We start from the raw sequence: 16480 nt of genomic DNA on the forward strand, positions 1-16480 counted from the left end.
GAGCACCGACATGGACTGGATGGTATGGACCCTGCCCACGGCGATCTTCTTTGGTGTCATTGCGCTGTTGCTGGTGGTCATGACGACCTGGGAGCTGGTATCGCCGACGCGGGAACGGCGCGGTTTTCTGCCGATCAGCACCACCCGGGGGGACCGTTTCTTCATCGGCATGCTGTCGGCGGCCTACATCCATCTGGCGGTCGTGGGCTTCACCAGCCTGAGTCTGTGGCTGGCGCTGGGCGTATCGGTGGTGTGGATGCTGGTCCTGCTGCGATGGGGCTAGCGGGGGCCAGGCTCCCTTCGACGACAACGATCGACCTGACGGTCGACGACAACAATAGAGGTGACCATGAACGCTAGACTCAAGCTGACCAGACTAGGTGCTGTGGGGCTATTGCTGCTCAGCGGCGGCGCCCTGGCCCAGGACGATCGAACGGCGGTGATCGAGCGCTTGGCCGACGAGGTGTTCAAGGACTCGACCCTGAGCCGCGAGGAACGCATCGCTGAACTGGAATGGTTTGCCAAGGCTGCCGAGCCGTTTGAAGGCATGGAGATCAACACCGTCGCCGAGGGCCTGACCACCCACACCTGGGAGCGTGACGTGCTGGCGCCGGCCTTTACCGAGCTGACCGGTATCGAGGTAACCCACAACATCATCGGCGAAGGTGATGTGGTGCAGAACATGCAGACCCAGATGCAGTCGGGGCGCAATATCTATGACGCCTACGTCAACGACTCGGACGCCATCGGTACCCACATTCGCTACGGCTCGACCATCAACCTGAGCGAGGCCATGGCCAACGAGTGGAAGGACCTGACGCTGCCGACCCTCGATCTGGACGACTTTATCGGCATTCAGTACACCACCGGGCCCGACGGTAGCATCTACCAGCTGCCCGACCAGCAGTTCGCCAACCTCTACTGGTTCCGCTATGACTGGTTCCAGCGCGATGATCTGAAGGCAGAGTTCAAGGACATCTACGGCTATGATCTGGGTGTGCCCACCAACTGGACCGCCTATCAGGACATCGCCGAGTTCTTCAGCGAGCACGTCGGCGAGATCGACGGTCAGAAGGTCTACGGCCACATGGACTACGGCCGTCGGGATCCGTCGCTGGGGTGGCGCTTCCATGACTCCTGGCTGTCCATGGCCGGCATGGGCAGTCCCGGGGTGCCGTTCGGCAACCCGGTAGACGACTGGGGCATTCGGGTCGATGAAGAGAGCCACCCGGTGGGGGCCAGCGTCAGCCGTGGCGGCGCCACCAATTCACCGGCCTCGGTGTTCGCCGTCACCAAGATGGTGGAGTGGCTTCGAGACTATGCGCCGCCCGAAGCCCAGGGCATGACCTTCGGCGAGGCCGGGCCGGTGCCGGCCCAGGGCAACGTGGCCCAGCAGATGTTCTGGTACACCGCCTTTACCGCCGACATGGTCAGTCCCGATGTGGCGGTGACCGACGATGAGGGCAATCCCAAGTGGCGCATGGCGCCGTCTCCCACCGGCCCGTACTGGGAAGAGGGGATGAAAGTCGGCTATCAGGACGTGGGGGCCTGGACCTTCTTCGATTCGACGCCGGAGGATCGGCGCAGCGCAGCCTGGCTGTTTGCCCAGTTCACCGTGTCCAAGACCGTCTCGCTGGAGAAGCTGATGGCGGGGCTGACGCCGATCCGCCGGTCCGACATCTTCTCCGACCAGATGACCGAGATGGCGCCGAAGCTGGGTGGCCTGGTGGAATTCTACCGCAGTCCCAACGAGTCCAACTGGACGCCTACCGGCACCAACGTGCCTGACTATCCGCGCATGGCGCCGCTGTGGTGGCAGAATCTGGCCCCTGCGGTCAATGGCGACATCTCGGCCCAGGAGGCGCTGGATAATCTGGCCGGTGACCTCGACAACATCATGGCGCGTCTGGCGCGGGCCAAGGTGTTTGCCACCTACGCGCCGGTGCTCAATGAACCCAAGGATCCCGAAGAATGGTTGAGCCAGCCCGGCGCGCCCAAGGCCAAGCTGGACAACGAGATGCCCCAGGGCACCACAGTGCCCTACGAGCAGATGATGGAGGAATGGATGTCGGCCGGTACCCGTGAGTAGGACGGGGACTTGTGCGCAGGTGACGGCGCTTAGCAGGTCGCCTTTCGTGCATGGCCCCTGATGTGCAGGACGCCGGGCCCTCGCTGGAGACAGCGGGGGCCCGGTGCCTTGTGGGCAATACATGGCGCCGGGTGGATAGCACAGTCTGGATGAGAGGAGCGTCTGCCAAGCGTTGGCGGTGGCGTCGAAAGACGCGCAAAATTTTGCCGAAACGTTGCGCGTGCGTTGGTACCATAGCCGGCGTTTGTCCACCGCGGAGCCCTCCATGTCAGACCCCTCGTCCTCTTCCTCGCCCGTCGAAGCAACGACGGATTCCTTGCCTCGGCTGGTGCTGGTCGGTGCCCAGATGCTGTTCGTGGCGTTCGGCGCCCTGGTGCTGGTGCCATTGCTGACCGGCCTCGATCCCAACGTCGCCATGTTCACCGCCGGTATCGGCACCCTGGTGTTCCATCTGACCACGCGTCTGACGGTTCCGGTGTTTCTGGCGTCGTCCTTTGCCTTTATTGCCCCTATTCAGGGCTCCATCGCCCACTTTGGTGTCTCCGCCACCCTGGGCGGGCTGATCGCTGCCGGTTTCGTCTACGTGGCGATCTCCCAGGCGGTTCGGCTGAAGGGGACGGGGTGGCTGCATCGGCTGCTGCCGCCGGTGGTGGTAGGACCGGTGATCATGGTCATCGGTCTTGCCCTGGCACCAGTCGCGGTGAGCATGGCCACCGGCGAGAACAGCGAGACCATCGGTTACACCCAGGCCATGGTGCTGTCCATGTCGAGCCTGCTGGTGACGCTGATCCTGGCGGTCTTCGGGCGCGGTCTGTTGCGCCTGGTGCCGATCATGGGGGGGATCGTCACCGGCTATCTGATGGCATTGCTGATGGGAGTGGTCGACTTCAGCCCGGTACGTGAGGCGGCCTGGCTGGCGTTGCCATCCTTCACCGCGCCGAGCTTTCACTGGGCGGCGGTCCTGTTCATGATCCCCGTCGCCATCGCGCCGGCGGTGGAGCATATCGGTGATATGGTGGCGATCGGCTCGGTGACCCGACGCAACTACCTGGAGAAACCAGGCCTTCACCGCACCCTGTTGGGCGACGGCCTGGCGACCATTTCGGCGGCGCTGTTCGGTGGGCCGCCCAACACCACTTACTCGGAGGTCACCGGGGCGGTCACCCTGACCCGCGCCTTCAATCCGATGTTCATGGTGTCCGCCGCACTGGTAGCCATCACCTTGGCCTTCGTCGCCAAGCTGGGGGCAGTATTGCAGACCATTCCTACCCCGGTGATGGGCGGGATCATGACCCTGCTGTTCGGCTCCATCGCGGTGGTCGGCATGAATACCCTGGTGCGCGCCGGCAAACCCCTGACCGCCCCGCGTAACCTGGTGGTGGTCTCGCTGATCCTGGTGTTCGGCATCGGTGGTATGCAGTTCGGCGATGGCCAGTTCGCCCTGCAGGGGGTCAGCCTCGCCGCCTTGATCGGCATCGCCCTCAACCTGGTGTTGCCCCGGGCCAGCGAGGACGAATGAACCCTGCTATTACCATGGCCCGGCGTGACAGCCGGGCCATCGGCTGTTGGCGACCGGGCACTGACGATCATGCCCTGTCGTCGTCTTTGATCAATGATGTAGCTGCTCTCCGCCATCGGAAAAGGTGGGGGGAATTAATGGTGCAACTTCTCGCCACCACCGGAAAAGGTGGGGGCAATCAATGGTGCAGTTGCTCTCCGCCATCGGAGACGGTGGGGGGCAATCAATGGTGCAGTTGCTCTCCGCCATCGGAAAAGGTGGGGGGAGTGTTCGCACTGACAATCACGCATTCCTGATCCCCCAGGTTGCGAAACCGATGGGGCAGGCGTGAGTCGAAGTAGTAGGCGTCGCCGGGGCCGAGCAGACCTGTCTCGCCGTTGACGGTGATCTCGATCTCGCCGGCGATGATGACGCCGCCTTCCTCGCCGTCGTGTTCAAGCATCTCTTCGCCGGTATCGGCTCCGGGCGGATAGCGCTCGTGGAGCACCGACATGCGTCGGTCCGGGCGTCTGGCCGCGACAAGCCGCCAGGACAGATGGCCATCACCGATCTCGGTGAGCTCCGCGGCGCGATAGAAGGGGCTGGGGTGGTTCGGTTCGTCACCCGCGAAGAAAGCGCTGATCGATACCGGCAAGGCGTCAAGAATCTTCTTAAGCGAGCTGACCGATGGGCTCACATTGTTAAGCTCAATCAGCGAAATGGTGCTGTTGGTCACACCGGCTCTTTTCGCCAGTTCGCGTTGAGAAAGCTGCTTTTCCTGTCGTAGTTGGCGCAATCTGGCGCCGACGTCGAAACTGTCTTCCATCCTGTTTCCCGTCTCGGCAAAGCCGATGTTGTGCATAATGATGGACACATGATACCCGCTAACGCCGCTGTCCGACATCCCTGGCGTCTACTGTCTACCCCGATACGCTCATGGCAGCCTGCGGGTGGCTAAGGCATCATGGAGGATGCTGTCGACGACCAATAAAAGAGGTGCAATGGTGGCGAGGCTGGACGCGAAGGAGATAAGCGGCGTGGTTCTGGCGGGAGGCCAGGGGCGACGCATGGGGGGAGTCGACAAGGGGCTGGTGCCGTTCGACGGCAAGCCGCTGGCGGCGCACGCCGTTGCCTGTCTGAAGCCCCATGTGGCTAGCGTGATGATCAATGCCAATCGCCATCTGGACGAGTACGCGGCTCTTGCCGATCGAGTGGTCGAGGATCACCAGGCGGGCTACCACGGACCCTTGATGGGCATCTACAGTGGTCTGGTCGCGTCCTCTACGCCCTGGGTGGTGGTGGTGCCCTGTGACAGCCCGGCGCTGCCCGCCGATCTGGTGCCCCGGCTGGTGGCTGGCTGGCGCGATGGGCTGGATATTGTCGTCGCCCATGACGGCGAGCGGCTGCACCCCGTGGTGGCGTTGCTGTCCCGTCACCTGCATGAGGATCTGGCGGCGGTACTGGAGCAGGGCGAACGCAAGATCGACCGCTGGTACGATCGCCACCGCTGGGATCGGGTCGACGTCAGCGACTGCGCTGCCGCCTTCGCCAATCTCAACACCGAAGAGGAAAGACGACGGCTGGAGGCGTGTCGCCAGGAGCGTGACTCATGACGCAGGCGCTGAGCTTGCGCCCCGATCAGCCGCTGTTGGGCATCGCCGCCTGGAGCGGGACCGGCAAGACCACCCTGCTGGAACGTCTGGTACCGATGTTGAAGGGTGCCGGGCTCAAGGTGGCGGTGATCAAGCACGCCCACCACCGCTTCGAGGTAGACCAGCCTGGCAAGGACAGTCATCGCCTGCGTATGGCGGGGGCCGAACCTATCCTGATCGCCTCCCGCGCCCGGCTGGCATTGATGATGGAGACGCCGGGGGGCGAAGAGGCCGATCTGGCAACCCTGCTGGCCATGGTCGCGCCGCTGGAACCGCAACTGGTGCTGGTCGAGGGCTTCAAGGACTGGCCTTTGCCCAAGCTGGAGCTCCATCGGCCGGCGCTGGAAAAGCCGCTGATGGTGGAAGACGATCCATGGATTCAGGCCGTCGCCAGTGACGCGCCCCTGGCGACAAGGGGCGATGTGCTCGATCTCAATGATCATGACGCCATCGCCGCCTGGGTCCAGGCCTGGGTGAGGCGTTGGCCCGAGTGGATTGTCGCGCACCAGGGAGGAGAACCGTCATGACAACGCTCTCCTGTTTCGATCTTGGTGAGCGCATGCTCGGCGTCGAGGAGGCGCGCGATGCCCTGTTGACGCTGGTAGCTGGTCGCCTGGCGGCGGAAAAGGTGCCCCTGGCCAGGGCCCACGGCCGAGTGCTGGCCGAGGCGGTAGAAGCGCCTTTCGATGTGCCCGGGCATACCAACTCCGCGATGGATGGGGTGGCGCTCAACTGGTCGACCGAGGACCCCGGCGAGGTCTTTCTCCAGGTGGGAGAAGCCCTGGCGGGGCAGCCTTTTCAGGGTCGCCTGGGCGAAGGTGAGTGTATTGCCATCACCACGGGGGCGCCCTTGCCGCCAGGGGCCGACACCGTGGTCATGCTCGAACAGCTCGAGCGAGATGGCGATCGTGTGAGGGTGACACGCGCCGACCGCGTCAAGCAGGGGCAGAACGTGCGCCAGGCGGGCGAGGATCTGCGTGCCGGCCAGGTGGCCATTGCAGCAGGCAGGCGCCTCGAAGCCGCCGCGCTTGGCCTGTTGGCGTCTCTCGGGCAGGCCGAGGTCCGGGTGCGGCGACGTCCTCGGGTAGCCGTGTTCTCCACCGGCGATGAGGTCACGGCACCCGGTGAGGCACGCGCCCAGGCGGCGATCTATGATGCCAACCGCTATTCTCTGATGGGGTTGTTGCAGGAGCATGGCGCCGAGGTAATCGATCTCGGCATCGTCGCCGATGACACCGACGCCCTGGTCGAACAGCTCGCTGACGCCGCCCGGACCGCGGATCTGGTGGTCTCCAGTGGCGGAGTGTCGGTGGGGCAGGCCGACCACACCCGGGATGCGGTGGAGCGTCTTGGCAGGTTGACCCTGTGGCGGATCGCCATGCGGCCAGGCCGGCCCATGGCATGTGGGGTGATTGGCCCCGACGAGACACCCTTGCTGGGACTTCCGGGTAACCCGGTGGCCTGCATGGTGACCTGTCTGGTGTTTGTGGTGCCGATGCTGGCGGCTCTGGAAGGGCGCTCACCCACTCAGCCACGCTGGAAGGCCGTGGCCGGTAGCGCCTTTCGCAGCAGGGTCGGACGTACGGACTACAGTCGCGGTGTCTTTCACTGTGATGCGGACGGGACCTTGCGGGTGGTCAATACAGGCAATCAGGGTTCCGGTATTCTGTCGTCCATGGTCTCGGCCAATTGCTTGGTCGAGATTCCCGAGGATACGGACTCGGCGTCCATCGATGATATCGTGATGGTACTCCCTCTCTTTCGATTTTCCTGAGGCTTGAACATGACGCTTTCCCATCTCAACGCACGCGGCGAAGCCAACATGGTCGATGTCGGCGACAAGGCAGCGACCCGACGGGAGGCGACGGCGACCGGAAGCATCTCCATGGCGCCGGAGACTCTGGCGCTGTTGAGCGATGGCAAGTTGCCCAAGGGCGACGTGCTGGCGACCGCCAGGATTGCCGGTATTCAGGCCGCGAAACGCACCCACGAGCTGATCCCGCTTTGCCACCAGCTGGCGTTGTCCAAGGTCAGCGTCGACTTCGAGATCGACGCCGAATCCAGTTGTGTCAGGGTGTCCGCCACCTGCCGTCTGACCGGACGGACCGGGGTCGAGATGGAAGCCCTGACGGCCGTATCGGTGGCCTGTCTCACCCTTTACGACATGTGCAAGGCGGTGGACAAGGAGATGGAGATCGGCGAAATCCACGTGGATGCAAAACAGGGTGGCAAGTCCGGTGACTATCTGCGTCGGAGCGCGACCGCTGCGACGGCAACGCCGATCGTGACCAGCCCCGAGAACAGCCCGGCGTTGACCCTGGGGCTTGCGTCCGCCGCGGAGCAGTGTGTCAGGGTGAAGTGCCTGGCTGAACTGCGCGAAAGGCTTGGCGTCGGTGAAGCATCGGTGCCACTGGACAGGTTGCCCAGTGCCGATGTTGCCGGTCTCAAGCAGGCACTGAAGACCCTGGATGATCGCTTCAAGGGGCTGGATGAAGGGCGCGTGCTGTGCGCCGTCAATCAGGTGATGGCGAGTGACGGTACCCGTCTGACCTGTGAGGACGAGGTGGCCTTCTTCCCGCCGGTGACAGGAGGCTGATCGATGATACGCGTGCAGCATGAGACCTTCGATGCAGGTCATGAACAGCGCCGGATGCTCGAACATCGCACCGACATCGGAGCGGTGGTCAGCTTCACCGGACTGGTCAGGGACTTCAATGAACGCCCGGACGTCACGGCGCTGACGCTTGAGCATTATCCCGGCATGACCGAAGCGTCGCTGGCCGAGATCGAAGCTGAGGCGCGACAGCGCTGGCCGCTCGATGAGGTAACCCTGATCCACCGGATCGGTCGTCTGGAGCCCGGTGATCCCATCGTACTGGTGGTGGTGGCCAGCGCCCATCGGCGTGCCGCCTTCGAAGCCTGCGAATTCTTGATGGACCATCTGAAGACCCGGGCGCCATTCTGGAAGAAGGAGCACACCGAAAGCGGCGATTACTGGGTATCTGAACGTCGTCAGGATCATGATGACGCCAAGCGCTGGGAGGTCGCTTCGCAATGACACAACAGTTGATCGATAGTTTCGGTCGCCGGGTGACCTACGTCCGATTGTCTGTCACCGACCGCTGCGACTTTCGCTGCGTCTACTGCATGAGCGAGGAGATGACCTTCCTGCCACGTGCCCAGGTGCTGACGCTGGAGGAAATCGCTCAGGTGGCGCAAGCCTTCACCGAGCTCGGCGTGGAAAAGATTCGTTTGACCGGGGGGGAGCCGCTGGTCCGTCGCAATATCGAGCAACTGGTGTCCAGTATAGGGGCCTTGCCGGGGCTTCGGGACTTTGCCATGACCACCAACGGGGCGGGCCTGAGGCGGCATGCCGAGGCGCTGCGCCAGGGCGGCATGAAGCGTCTCAACATCAGCCTGGATTCGCTGGATCCCGAGCGCTTTCGACGGCTGACACGTACCGGTGACCTCGACAAGGTGCTGGACGGCATCAGCGCCGCTCGGCAGGCCGGCTTTGAGCGCATCAAGCTCAATGCGGTGGTGCTCAAGGGGCGCAACGAAGACGAGGTGCTGGATCTTGTCGAGTTCTCCAGGGCAGAGGGGCTGGATATCAGCTTTATCGAGGAGATGCCGCTGGGCGATGTGTCCGACCATTCCCGTGCCGAGACCTATTGTTCAAGTGACGAGGTGCGCGAAAGGATCGAGCAGCGCTACCCCCTGATGGCCACGACGGAAGCCACCGCAGGGCCTTCTCGCTACTACCGTATGGAGGATAGCGAGACGCGGGTCGGATTCATCTCGCCCCATAGCCATAACTTCTGTGCTTCCTGCAATCGTGTTCGGGTCACGGTGGAAGGGCGTCTGCTGCTGTGCCTTGGCAACGAGCATTCGGTGGATCTCAGGGCGGTATTGAGGCGCTACCCCGGTGACACGGAGAAGCTCAAGGCCGCCATCGTGGAGGCGATGCCGCTAAAGCCTGAGCGGCACCATTTCACCACCGATGGGGATGTTCAGGTGGTTCGCTTCATGAACATGACCGGTGGCTGACAGCGCTTTCGCCAAGTGACCGCTTGTCTCCTTACCTGCGCGGGCGCCTTGGGCGCCCGCTCTTTGTATCCTGGCCGCTGTCTTTTTTCCTCGAGGTGTCAGCGTTTCAACCAATATTGACCGGTCAAGGGGTGACTGGGCTCGTCCAATGAGCTCGCTGTTGACGTATAAAGACCGCCAATATTTCGGTAATTGACAAGGAAAAATCTCCAGCATTTCTTGCCAAGAGTGGCCGGTTGCATATACTTTTCTTCAAGTGAATTGCGGCGTGCGCCGCTTGGTGTCAAAGCTATGGAGTGAGCTATGTCCAGCGAATCATTGGAACGTATTGCGAGAAACAAGAACGTGGCACGGGCAGCGGCTCGTCAACTGAGCATGGAACAGCTGCAAAAACTGGCGGAAGTGGTCGAGGAGGTCATCGATCAGAAGCGCGACGAGGAGCGCCAGCGCCAGGAAGAAGAGATGCAGAAGGCCCAGAAGCTGGCGGAGATCCGTGAGCAGATCACCGAAGCCGGCCTGTCGCTGGATGATCTCGTATCGGAGCAGCCCAAGCGCAAGCGTGGACGTCCGCCCAAGAACGCCAAGTGATTCTGCTGGCGCAGGTGTGGTCACGCGAGTTCGGTTGACCTGACCTTGCACGGACGTGTCGCGTCGCCAGTGCAGCTTGGCCGCTGTGTCACCAAGGCGCGTGCATGACGCAAAGCGCGTGAATGGTGACGGCACGGCCACAAGTACGGCGAACGTCGAGCCGCGACCGGCCCTGGAAACGTCCAGGGCCGGTTGTTTTGTTTATAGGGGGGAGGCTCAGACGTCGCCGGCGATGCCTTCGATATCGCTCGCCATCAACTGGAGTTCGACCTGTGGCAGACGCTGTAAGTGTTCGCCCAGCCAGGCCTGAATACGAGGGTAGAGGCCACGACGGAGCGCCGACAGGGTATCGACGGCCAGGTCGTCGAGTTGTTCGTCGAGCCAGTCGATGAAATTGTCCTCGTCCAGGGGGCTGGTCTGGCTTGAGTCGATCATCAGCCGGCCAATTCTGGCCCAGCCGGTGTCGGTCGCTACCAGGCTGATGGCGAGGAAGAGTACGCCGTGGCGATTGCGCGCATGTGCCGGAGATTGACGCCGGTCGATGCCCCCGCGTTCGATGATGCACTGAGACAGAGGGAAGCTTTCCTCGCGGGTCAGGCCGCCCTGGTCGAACCGGATCAGATCGCCGTTGCGAGGTGCCAGCGGAGCCTCGATGCCCAGGCGACAGGCCAGTTCCTGATGAGCTGACTGATGGTTTTCCTCGCCATGGACCGGCAGCAGTCTGGTCGGCTGGAGCCAGCGATAGAAGCGTTCCAGTTCCTGCTGTGCGGGGTGCCCGGAGGCATGCAGTTCGGGGTGGCTGGCATCATCGATGATGGTGACCTGAAAGCGCGCCAGGCCGCGCTTGAGCCGCTCGATAAGGTGCTCGTTGCCGGGAATGGCCTTGGCCGAGAAGATGACGGTGTCGCCAGTGGTCAGCTCGAAGTGAGGATGCCTTCCCTGGGCAAGGCGCGACAGCGCGGCGCGGGGTTCGCCCTGGCTCCCCGTGGCAATGACCAGCACTTCCTCGGGTGGTAGATAGCCCAGGTCGCTGACGGGCACCAGCGCAGGAAAGTCGTCGAGATAGCCCAGTTGCCTGGCATGGCCCACCATGCGCTCCATGGAGCGCCCGAGCAGGCTGACCCGGCGTCCGCAACGAGCAGCGGCGCGGCCGATGGCCAGGACCCGTGCCAGATTGCTGGCGAAGCAGGAAACGACAACGCGGCCCTGGCAGCGGGAGATGGTAGACACCATGGCCCTTGCGACCTCGCCTTCACTTCGTGAATGGCCGGCCACGTTGGCATTGGTGGAATCACCCACCACCAGATCGACCGGCGCGAGAGCGCGAAACAGATCTTCGTTCACCGGTTGGCCGATCAGCGGCTCTGGGTCCAGTTTCCAGTCGCCGGTATGCAGGATGCGCGAGTTGCCTGCCTGAATGAGCAGAGCGCAGCTTTCCGGGATGGAATGGGTCAGCGGCAGGAAACGAAGGGAAAACCCTGCGATGTCCCTGGCGTCCCCGGGTTCGATGACGTCTATCGCGTCGGTGGGAAGTCCCCGTTCGCTGAACTTGACGCGCAACATGGCGGCGACCAGAGGGGTCGCCAGAATAGGGCAGGCCCAGCGTGGCCATAGCCAGGCGGCGGCACCGATATGATCTTCGTGGCCATGGGTAATGAGCAGCGCCTGCGGACGGATGCCGCGGGTATCCAGTATCGAGGTGTCTGGCACCTGGAGCGGCTCACCTGGAAGGTCCTGGCGAATAAGCATGCCACAGTCGACGGCAATCCAGGCGTCCTGATAGCCGTACAGGCTTAGATTCATGCCGATCTCGCCACAGCCTCCCAGGGGCAGAAAATGCACCGGTGGGCGGCGTCGTGGTCGAATCTGGGCTCGCGGAATCGGCATCATGCTCGGCATCGTGGACGGTGTTCATTTCACTATACGGGATCGACCGCGCACGACTCAACGCGAGAGGTCAAAGGACCCGTGCAGCGGTCGTTCGCCATCTCACTTTTCGCTACAATGCATGCCCCGAATGGGCGTGCTCATCGCCCCTCCCCATGGTGGTGCAAGGTTGGTCACCGAGAGTTGGTCCAAGGATACAGGTGTTATGTCCCATTTCTATCGTCTGGTCGTGTCGTGTCCCGATCGACTGGGTATTGTCGCCAGGGTGTCGAACTTCATTGCTGGCCACGGTGGTTCCATCACCGAGGCCAATCAGCACTCGGACCTGGCCTCTGGTCGCTTCTTCATGCGCTACGAAATCCTGGCCGACTCCATCGGCATGTCGAAGGAAGCCCTGTGCGAGGCCTTTGCGCCGGTAGCGCGTGAATTCGAGATGGACTGGGCGCTGCGCGACACTCGTCAGAAGCGGCGCGTCGTGCTGATGGTTTCCAGGGAATCTCATTGCCTGGTGGATCTGTTGTATCGATGGACCGCTGGAGAGCTCGATTGCGAGATCGCGGCGGTGATTTCGAACCATGACGACATGCGCAAGATGGTCGAGTGGCACGGTATTCCCTACCATCATGTGCCGGTTTCGGCAGACGACAAGAGTGCCGCCTTCGCCGAGGTCGAGCGTCTGGTCGAGGCGTCCGAGGCCGACAGTATCGTGCTGGCGCGCTATATGCAGATTCTTCCACCTGATCTGTGCGAGCGCTACAGTGGGCGAGTCATCAACATTCACCATAGCTTCCTGCCATCCTTTGCCGGGGCCAAGCCTTATCACCAGGCTTACCAGCGCGGCGTCAAGCTGATTGGTGCGACCTGCCACTACGTCACCGAGGAACTCGACGCCGGGCCGATCATCGAGCAGGATATTCACAGGGTCAGTCACTGTCATACGCCGGATGATCTGGTGCGTTTCGGGCGCGATGTAGAAAAGACCGTGCTGGCACGGGGGCTGCGTTGGCACCTCGAAGATCGGGTGCTGATCCACGACAACAAGACCGTCGTCTTTGCCTGAGTCGGCATCAAGGGCGCCGGCCGTTCTTTCGACGCCCGGCGCCTGGGCGGGAGTGGGTGAGCGCGGGAATGGGTGATCGAGGGGGTGTCGAAAGCCTGGTCCGGTCACTCACCCAGGCATGCCAACCGAGCCGGAATCGCCCGTACAGGTAGGCAGCAGGAAGAGGAGGGGTCATGTCCTTTGCTCAGGTGATCCTTGCCCCCTGGCTGATCTGGGTTTGCGCGGGGGTGGCGCTGTCGGCCCTGGTGCTTGCCCTTTTCCAGCGTCCCTGGCGCGCCCTCTTTCAAGATACTGGCCTGCAGCATCGCTGGCTGGCGGCAACGCTGATGGTGGCGATGCTGTGGCAACTAAGGGCCCAGGCGGTCGATTGGCTCAGTCTGCATCTGCTGTTCACCACTCTGATGACGCTGGTCTTTCGAGGCCCCCTGGCGCTCTTGAGCTGTCTGCTGGTCAATCTGTCACTGGTGCTGACCGGGCGCGTCGCCTGGCCACTGCTGGGCGTCAATCTGGTGGTCACCGGCCTGGTGCCGATGCTGGTGACGGTGCTGATCTGGCGCCTGGTCGATCGACGGCTGCCATCTCATCCCATGGTTTTCCTGTTTATCGGCGGGTTCTGGTGCGCGGCGTTGTCGGCACTGGCTTCGGGGCTCGCGGTGCTGGGGTTGACGCGGCTCGGCGCCAGTGACCCGTCAGCGTTATTCCAGGCCAGTGAGTACGCGCGTTTCCTGCCGCTGCTGATGCCGTCGGAGGCCTTTATCAGCGGCATGCTGCTGAGCATTCTGATGTTCTACCACCCACACTGGGTCGCCACCTTCAACGACAGCCGTTACCTGGACGACGATGGTCGCGGCGGCCGGGGCCCGTGAGCTGAGCAGGGCCGGCGACCTTGCCTCAGGCGGGTTTGATCTGGCGTGACGGTTGCGGTGTCGGGTCCGCGTGGCGGGCGCAGTCCGGATTGTAGTGCAGCCCCCGGGATTCTCGCCTTGTGCAGGCGCTGGCGACCGTCAGACTGGCCAGAGTGAGCGCCTGGCGACAGGCGTGCAGCTCGACACTCGCGGCGCCGCTCCGAGTCAGGTCATGAAACTCCGATTCCAGTTGCTCGAGGGTCGTGCGTGCCTCGGCCAGCCCTTCGTCCTGGCGCACGATGGCGACCCTCGCGCTCATGATCTGGCGGACGCGCTGGCGCAACGAGGCGAGTCTCTCGCTGGAAACCTGTCGATCTCCGGTTGTTGCGCTCGGCCGTGGTGTCAAGGTGCGTCCCGGCGCCGGCTCACTCAGGTGGCGAGCGGCGGATCTGGCGTAGACCAGGCACTCGAGCAAGGAGTTGCTGGCCATGCGATTGGCTCCGTGCAGTCCGGTGCAGGCGACTTCGCCGATGGCGTAGAGCCCCACCACGCGCGTGGCTCCCCGATGGTCGGTGGCGACGCCGCCGCAGCTATAGTGGGCCGCCGGCACCACCGGGATGGCCTGGGTGGTGATATCCAGGCCGCGCGCGAGGCAGTGGGCGTGGATGGTGGGGAAGTGGTGACGTATGGCGGCGTCGCCGAGGTGGCGGATGTCCAGCAGCACATGGTCGCTCGAGGTGCGCTGCATCTCGGCGTCGATGGCGCGGGCGACCACGTCTCGCGGGGCCAGTTCGGCGCGCTCATCGATGGCGGGCATGAACCGCTCGCCACGCACGTTCAGCAGCAGGCCGCCTTCGCCTCTTACCGCCTCGCTGACCAGAAAGGGCGGTCCCTGTGGATCGAACAGGCAGGTGGGGTGGAACTGCTGGAACTCCAGGTTCATCAGTTCGGCGCCGATCTCCCAGGCCATGACCATGCCCTCGCCACTGGCCGGGGCGGGGCTGGTGGTATGCAGGTAGAGCCCGCTGGCGCCGCCGGTAGCCAGGACGGTGTCCTGGGCGACAAGGTCGTGAGGACGCTGGTGGGCGTCCAGGCAACGAGCACCGCAGCAGGCACCCAGGTCATCGGTGAGCAGTTCGACCGCGATCAGGTCGTCGCGCAGCGCGATCTGCGGATGGGCGCGCACTCGGGCCAGCAGGGTGTCGGTCACGGCCCGGCCGGTGGCGTCGTCGGCGTGGATGATTCGGCGAGCGTTGTGGCCGCCCTCCCGCGTGAGGTGGTAGGGGTAGCCACTGGCCGCCTCGGGATCCGGTGTGAAGGGCACGCCAAGACTCAACAGCCAGGCGATGGCGTCGGGGCCGTTTTCCACGGTGAAGCGCACCGCCGCTTCATCGCACAGCCCGTCCCCGGCAATCAGGGTATCCTGGATGTGGGCCTCGATGTCGTCCTGAGGCGACAGCACCGCGGCAATACCACCCTGGGCCCAGCGACTGGCACCTTGCGCCTCGACACCGGGGCGCAGCAGGGTGACCGGCCGGCGATCGGCGATCTCCAGGGCCATCGCCAGACCGGCGACGCCGCCACCGATGATGAGGACGTCAAGAGGGGCGTTTGCCATGCGTGGTTCCTTCCTTGCGGTCGAAAGAGGGGGCTCGGTGGAGCCCGTGTCGGGGGGCGCGGCGGCGCAGGCGCCTGCTGGGTAGCCGCTCGAGTCCGCCCAGGCGGCGGGCGGTCGCTTCGGTCAGGCGGGCCAGCTCCCGGTTCAGCCAGAGATAGCCGCTGGGGCTGAACAGCATTCTGCCATCCTCGGCGCGTGCCGTGGAGGCGAGGTCGGCGAAATCGTCCAGCGCGAAGGGCGTGACCTCGAGCGTGACCGGGCGTCCGGTGCGCACCTCGAAGGCGAGGGTGCCGAGATCCCGCGCCAGGGCGTGCTGCTGATCGCGCAGCCCTGCCATGGCATCGATCTGTTCGTGACCGGCGCGCGTGGTCCAGTGGGTCTCGAGCAATAGCTCCAGGGTGGACAGCATGCGTCGCTGGTAGGAGATCAGCTCGTCGACCTCGCCGCGGGTCAGGCGTCCTTCGCGGTGGACCGCGTCGGTCAGTCCGCGCTGCTTGACCAGCAATTGGCTGGCGGCCTTGAACAGTGCCTGGGTATCGATGCCCGGTGCCGATGTGGCACTGGTGTGGGTGTGATACAACCGCGCCATGCGATCCAGACAGTCGGCCAGCAGGAAGCGCAGCATGTCGGTGGCCTTGTGTGGCAGGAAGACCAGGGTGGCGCCGATGCCGACCAGGGTGCCGAGCAGTACGTCGGCGCTTCGCCAGAGTGCCACGCTGAGCTGTTGCGAGCCGTCGCCGATCACCAGCAGCAGGCTGATGGCGAACATCAGTCCGCTGTAGGCCTGGCGACCGCCGAAGACCACCCAGGTGGCGATGGCGATGCCGATCAGCGCGCCGAGTTGTACGCCCCAGCCTGGCAGCGGGAGGATGATCAGCGCCAGGCCGAGGGCTGCGCCGATCAGGGTGCCGGCCAGGCGCTGGCGCCCCTTGTCCAGTACGCCCCCGATATGGGGAAGGTTGCCCATCACCATGACCGTGCTCACCAGCGCCCAGCCACTGTGCTGGAAGGGGAACGTCTGGACGATGGCAAAGGTCACGATCAGTGCCAGACTGACCCGGAGTACGTGGAAGAGGCGGCGATGGCGGTGATTGATGAAAGGGTCGCGCAGGCGTCCGAGCAGCATGGTTCAGCCTCTCTGTCGGCCTGGGGCCGGCTCTCGAGCCGGTTGAGGGTGGGCGGTGGGAGGCGCCGTC

At 63.9% G+C, this 16480-nt stretch carries 16 protein-coding genes; 12 read left to right on the top strand and 4 right to left on the bottom strand.

Annotated elements, in window-relative coordinates; translation table 11 throughout:
- Positions 1–10: 10 nt before the first annotated feature.
- The 3 genes from NFH97_RS17975 to NFH97_RS17985 all read left to right on the top strand — a co-directional run bounded on the left by NFH97_RS17975 (position 11) and on the right by NFH97_RS17985 (position 3608).
- Positions 11–283, top strand: a complete 273-nt coding sequence (locus NFH97_RS17975; protein WP_108133102.1) for a DUF2160 domain-containing protein — start codon at positions 11–13, stop codon at positions 281–283.
- 66 nt (positions 284–349) lie between these two features.
- On the top strand, positions 350–2089 hold the full coding sequence (locus NFH97_RS17980; RefSeq protein WP_287165595.1) for an ABC transporter substrate-binding protein: 1740 nt from the start codon (positions 350–352) through the stop codon (positions 2087–2089).
- Between the two features lie 265 nt (positions 2090–2354).
- Positions 2355–3608, top strand: coding sequence for a uracil-xanthine permease family protein (locus NFH97_RS17985; protein WP_124804852.1), 1254 nt, complete (start codon positions 2355–2357; stop codon positions 3606–3608).
- Between the two features lie 223 nt (positions 3609–3831).
- On the opposite strand, the gene NFH97_RS17990 is transcribed toward NFH97_RS17985, so the two are convergent.
- A complete protein-coding gene (locus NFH97_RS17990; RefSeq protein ID WP_045994203.1) occupies positions 3832–4413 on the bottom strand; it encodes a cupin domain-containing protein in 582 nt (193 codons plus the stop codon).
- A gap of 175 nt (positions 4414–4588) precedes the next feature.
- On the opposite strand from NFH97_RS17990, the gene mobA reads away from it, so the two are divergent.
- The 7 genes from mobA to NFH97_RS18025 all read left to right on the top strand — a co-directional run bounded on the left by mobA (position 4589) and on the right by NFH97_RS18025 (position 9874).
- Positions 4589–5200 (top strand): molybdenum cofactor guanylyltransferase MobA, encoded by a 612-nt coding sequence (mobA, locus tag NFH97_RS17995; protein WP_045994202.1) that lies wholly within the window; start codon positions 4589–4591, stop codon positions 5198–5200.
- Positions 5197–5766: a molybdopterin-guanine dinucleotide biosynthesis protein B gene (mobB, locus tag NFH97_RS18000; RefSeq protein WP_108133104.1), complete on the top strand. Its 570-nt coding sequence runs from the start codon at positions 5197–5199 to the stop codon at positions 5764–5766. The genes mobA and mobB overlap by 4 nt, the downstream gene beginning before the upstream one ends.
- Complete coding sequence (moeA, locus tag NFH97_RS18005) at positions 5763–7013, top strand: molybdopterin molybdotransferase MoeA (protein ID WP_349625271.1); 1251 nt, start codon at positions 5763–5765, stop codon at positions 7011–7013. The genes mobB and moeA overlap by 4 nt, the downstream gene beginning before the upstream one ends.
- 9 nt (positions 7014–7022) lie before the next feature.
- On the top strand, positions 7023–7835 hold the full coding sequence (gene moaC, locus NFH97_RS18010) for a cyclic pyranopterin monophosphate synthase MoaC (protein WP_045994199.1): 813 nt from the start codon (positions 7023–7025) through the stop codon (positions 7833–7835).
- A gap of 3 nt (positions 7836–7838) precedes the next feature.
- Positions 7839–8297 (top strand): molybdopterin synthase catalytic subunit MoaE, encoded by a 459-nt coding sequence (gene moaE / locus NFH97_RS18015; protein WP_108133107.1) that lies wholly within the window; start codon positions 7839–7841, stop codon positions 8295–8297.
- Positions 8294–9286: a GTP 3',8-cyclase MoaA gene (moaA, locus tag NFH97_RS18020; protein ID WP_287165591.1), complete on the top strand. Its 993-nt coding sequence runs from the start codon at positions 8294–8296 to the stop codon at positions 9284–9286. Before moaE ends, moaA begins: the two co-directional genes overlap by 4 nt.
- A 303-nt stretch (positions 9287–9589) precedes the next feature.
- Positions 9590–9874 (top strand): H-NS family histone-like protein, encoded by a 285-nt coding sequence (locus NFH97_RS18025; RefSeq protein ID WP_045994196.1) that lies wholly within the window; start codon positions 9590–9592, stop codon positions 9872–9874.
- 216 nt (positions 9875–10090) lie between these two features.
- Here NFH97_RS18025 and NFH97_RS18030 read toward each other — a convergent pair whose 3' ends face one another.
- The gene (locus tag NFH97_RS18030; RefSeq protein WP_045994216.1) at positions 10091–11677 is read right to left on the bottom strand and encodes a ribonuclease J; all 1587 of its coding nucleotides are present in this window, start codon (positions 11675–11677) and stop codon (positions 10091–10093) included.
- A 289-nt stretch (positions 11678–11966) separates the two neighbouring features.
- On the opposite strand from NFH97_RS18030, the gene purU reads away from it, so the two are divergent.
- Positions 11967–12821 carry a formyltetrahydrofolate deformylase gene (gene purU, locus NFH97_RS18035; protein ID WP_045994195.1) on the top strand — a complete coding sequence of 285 codons (855 nt, stop codon included), beginning with the start codon at positions 11967–11969 and terminating at the stop codon, positions 12819–12821.
- Positions 12822–12994: 173 nt separating this feature from the next.
- The gene (locus NFH97_RS18040; protein WP_045994194.1) at positions 12995–13687 is read left to right on the top strand and encodes an energy-coupling factor ABC transporter permease; all 693 of its coding nucleotides are present in this window, start codon (positions 12995–12997) and stop codon (positions 13685–13687) included.
- Positions 13688–13712: 25 nt separating this feature from the next.
- On the opposite strand, the gene nadB is transcribed toward NFH97_RS18040, so the two are convergent.
- Both nadB and NFH97_RS18050 read right to left on the bottom strand, forming a co-directional pair.
- Entirely contained in the window at positions 13713–15284 is a 1572-nt protein-coding gene (gene nadB, locus NFH97_RS18045) for an L-aspartate oxidase (protein WP_213227046.1), read from the bottom strand.
- On the bottom strand, positions 15265–16410 hold the full coding sequence (locus tag NFH97_RS18050) for an FUSC family protein (RefSeq protein ID WP_045994192.1): 1146 nt from the start codon (positions 16408–16410) through the stop codon (positions 15265–15267). The genes nadB and NFH97_RS18050 overlap by 20 nt, the downstream gene beginning before the upstream one ends.
- Positions 16411–16480 lie beyond the last annotated feature (70 nt).

It is taken from the genome of Halomonas sp. SCS19, assembly GCF_040147015.1.
In the GTDB taxonomy this organism is placed as follows: domain Bacteria; phylum Pseudomonadota; class Gammaproteobacteria; order Pseudomonadales; family Halomonadaceae; genus Halomonas; species Halomonas litopenaei.

What these genes read in the sequence shown, in the direction of transcription:
- moaA (WP_287165591.1), top strand. Translation starts at nt 8,294, where the DNA reads ATGACACAACAGTTGATCGATAGTTTCGGTCGCCGGGTGACCTACGTC.
- purU (WP_045994195.1), top strand. Translation starts at nt 11,967, where the DNA reads ATGTCCCATTTCTATCGTCTGGTCGTGTCGTGTCCCGATCGACTGGGT.
- NFH97_RS18030 (WP_045994216.1), bottom strand. Translation starts at nt 11,677, where the DNA reads ATGAATCTAAGCCTGTACGGCTATCAGGACGCCTGGATTGCCGTCGAC.
- NFH97_RS18050 (WP_045994192.1), bottom strand. Translation starts at nt 16,410, where the DNA reads ATGCTGCTCGGACGCCTGCGCGACCCTTTCATCAATCACCGCCATCGC.
- moaC (WP_045994199.1), top strand. Translation starts at nt 7,023, where the DNA reads ATGACGCTTTCCCATCTCAACGCACGCGGCGAAGCCAACATGGTCGAT.
- NFH97_RS17980 (WP_287165595.1), top strand. Translation starts at nt 350, where the DNA reads ATGAACGCTAGACTCAAGCTGACCAGACTAGGTGCTGTGGGGCTATTG.
- nadB (WP_213227046.1), bottom strand. Translation starts at nt 15,284, where the DNA reads ATGGCAAACGCCCCTCTTGACGTCCTCATCATCGGTGGCGGCGTCGCC.
- moeA (WP_349625271.1), top strand. Translation starts at nt 5,763, where the DNA reads ATGACAACGCTCTCCTGTTTCGATCTTGGTGAGCGCATGCTCGGCGTC.
- NFH97_RS18040 (WP_045994194.1), top strand. Translation starts at nt 12,995, where the DNA reads ATGTCCTTTGCTCAGGTGATCCTTGCCCCCTGGCTGATCTGGGTTTGC.
- NFH97_RS17975 (WP_108133102.1), top strand. Translation starts at nt 11, where the DNA reads ATGGACTGGATGGTATGGACCCTGCCCACGGCGATCTTCTTTGGTGTC.
- NFH97_RS18025 (WP_045994196.1), top strand. Translation starts at nt 9,590, where the DNA reads ATGTCCAGCGAATCATTGGAACGTATTGCGAGAAACAAGAACGTGGCA.
- mobB (WP_108133104.1), top strand. Translation starts at nt 5,197, where the DNA reads ATGACGCAGGCGCTGAGCTTGCGCCCCGATCAGCCGCTGTTGGGCATC.
- moaE (WP_108133107.1), top strand. Translation starts at nt 7,839, where the DNA reads ATGATACGCGTGCAGCATGAGACCTTCGATGCAGGTCATGAACAGCGC.
- NFH97_RS17985 (WP_124804852.1), top strand. Translation starts at nt 2,355, where the DNA reads ATGTCAGACCCCTCGTCCTCTTCCTCGCCCGTCGAAGCAACGACGGAT.
- mobA (WP_045994202.1), top strand. Translation starts at nt 4,589, where the DNA reads ATGGTGGCGAGGCTGGACGCGAAGGAGATAAGCGGCGTGGTTCTGGCG.
- NFH97_RS17990 (WP_045994203.1), bottom strand. Translation starts at nt 4,413, where the DNA reads ATGGAAGACAGTTTCGACGTCGGCGCCAGATTGCGCCAACTACGACAG.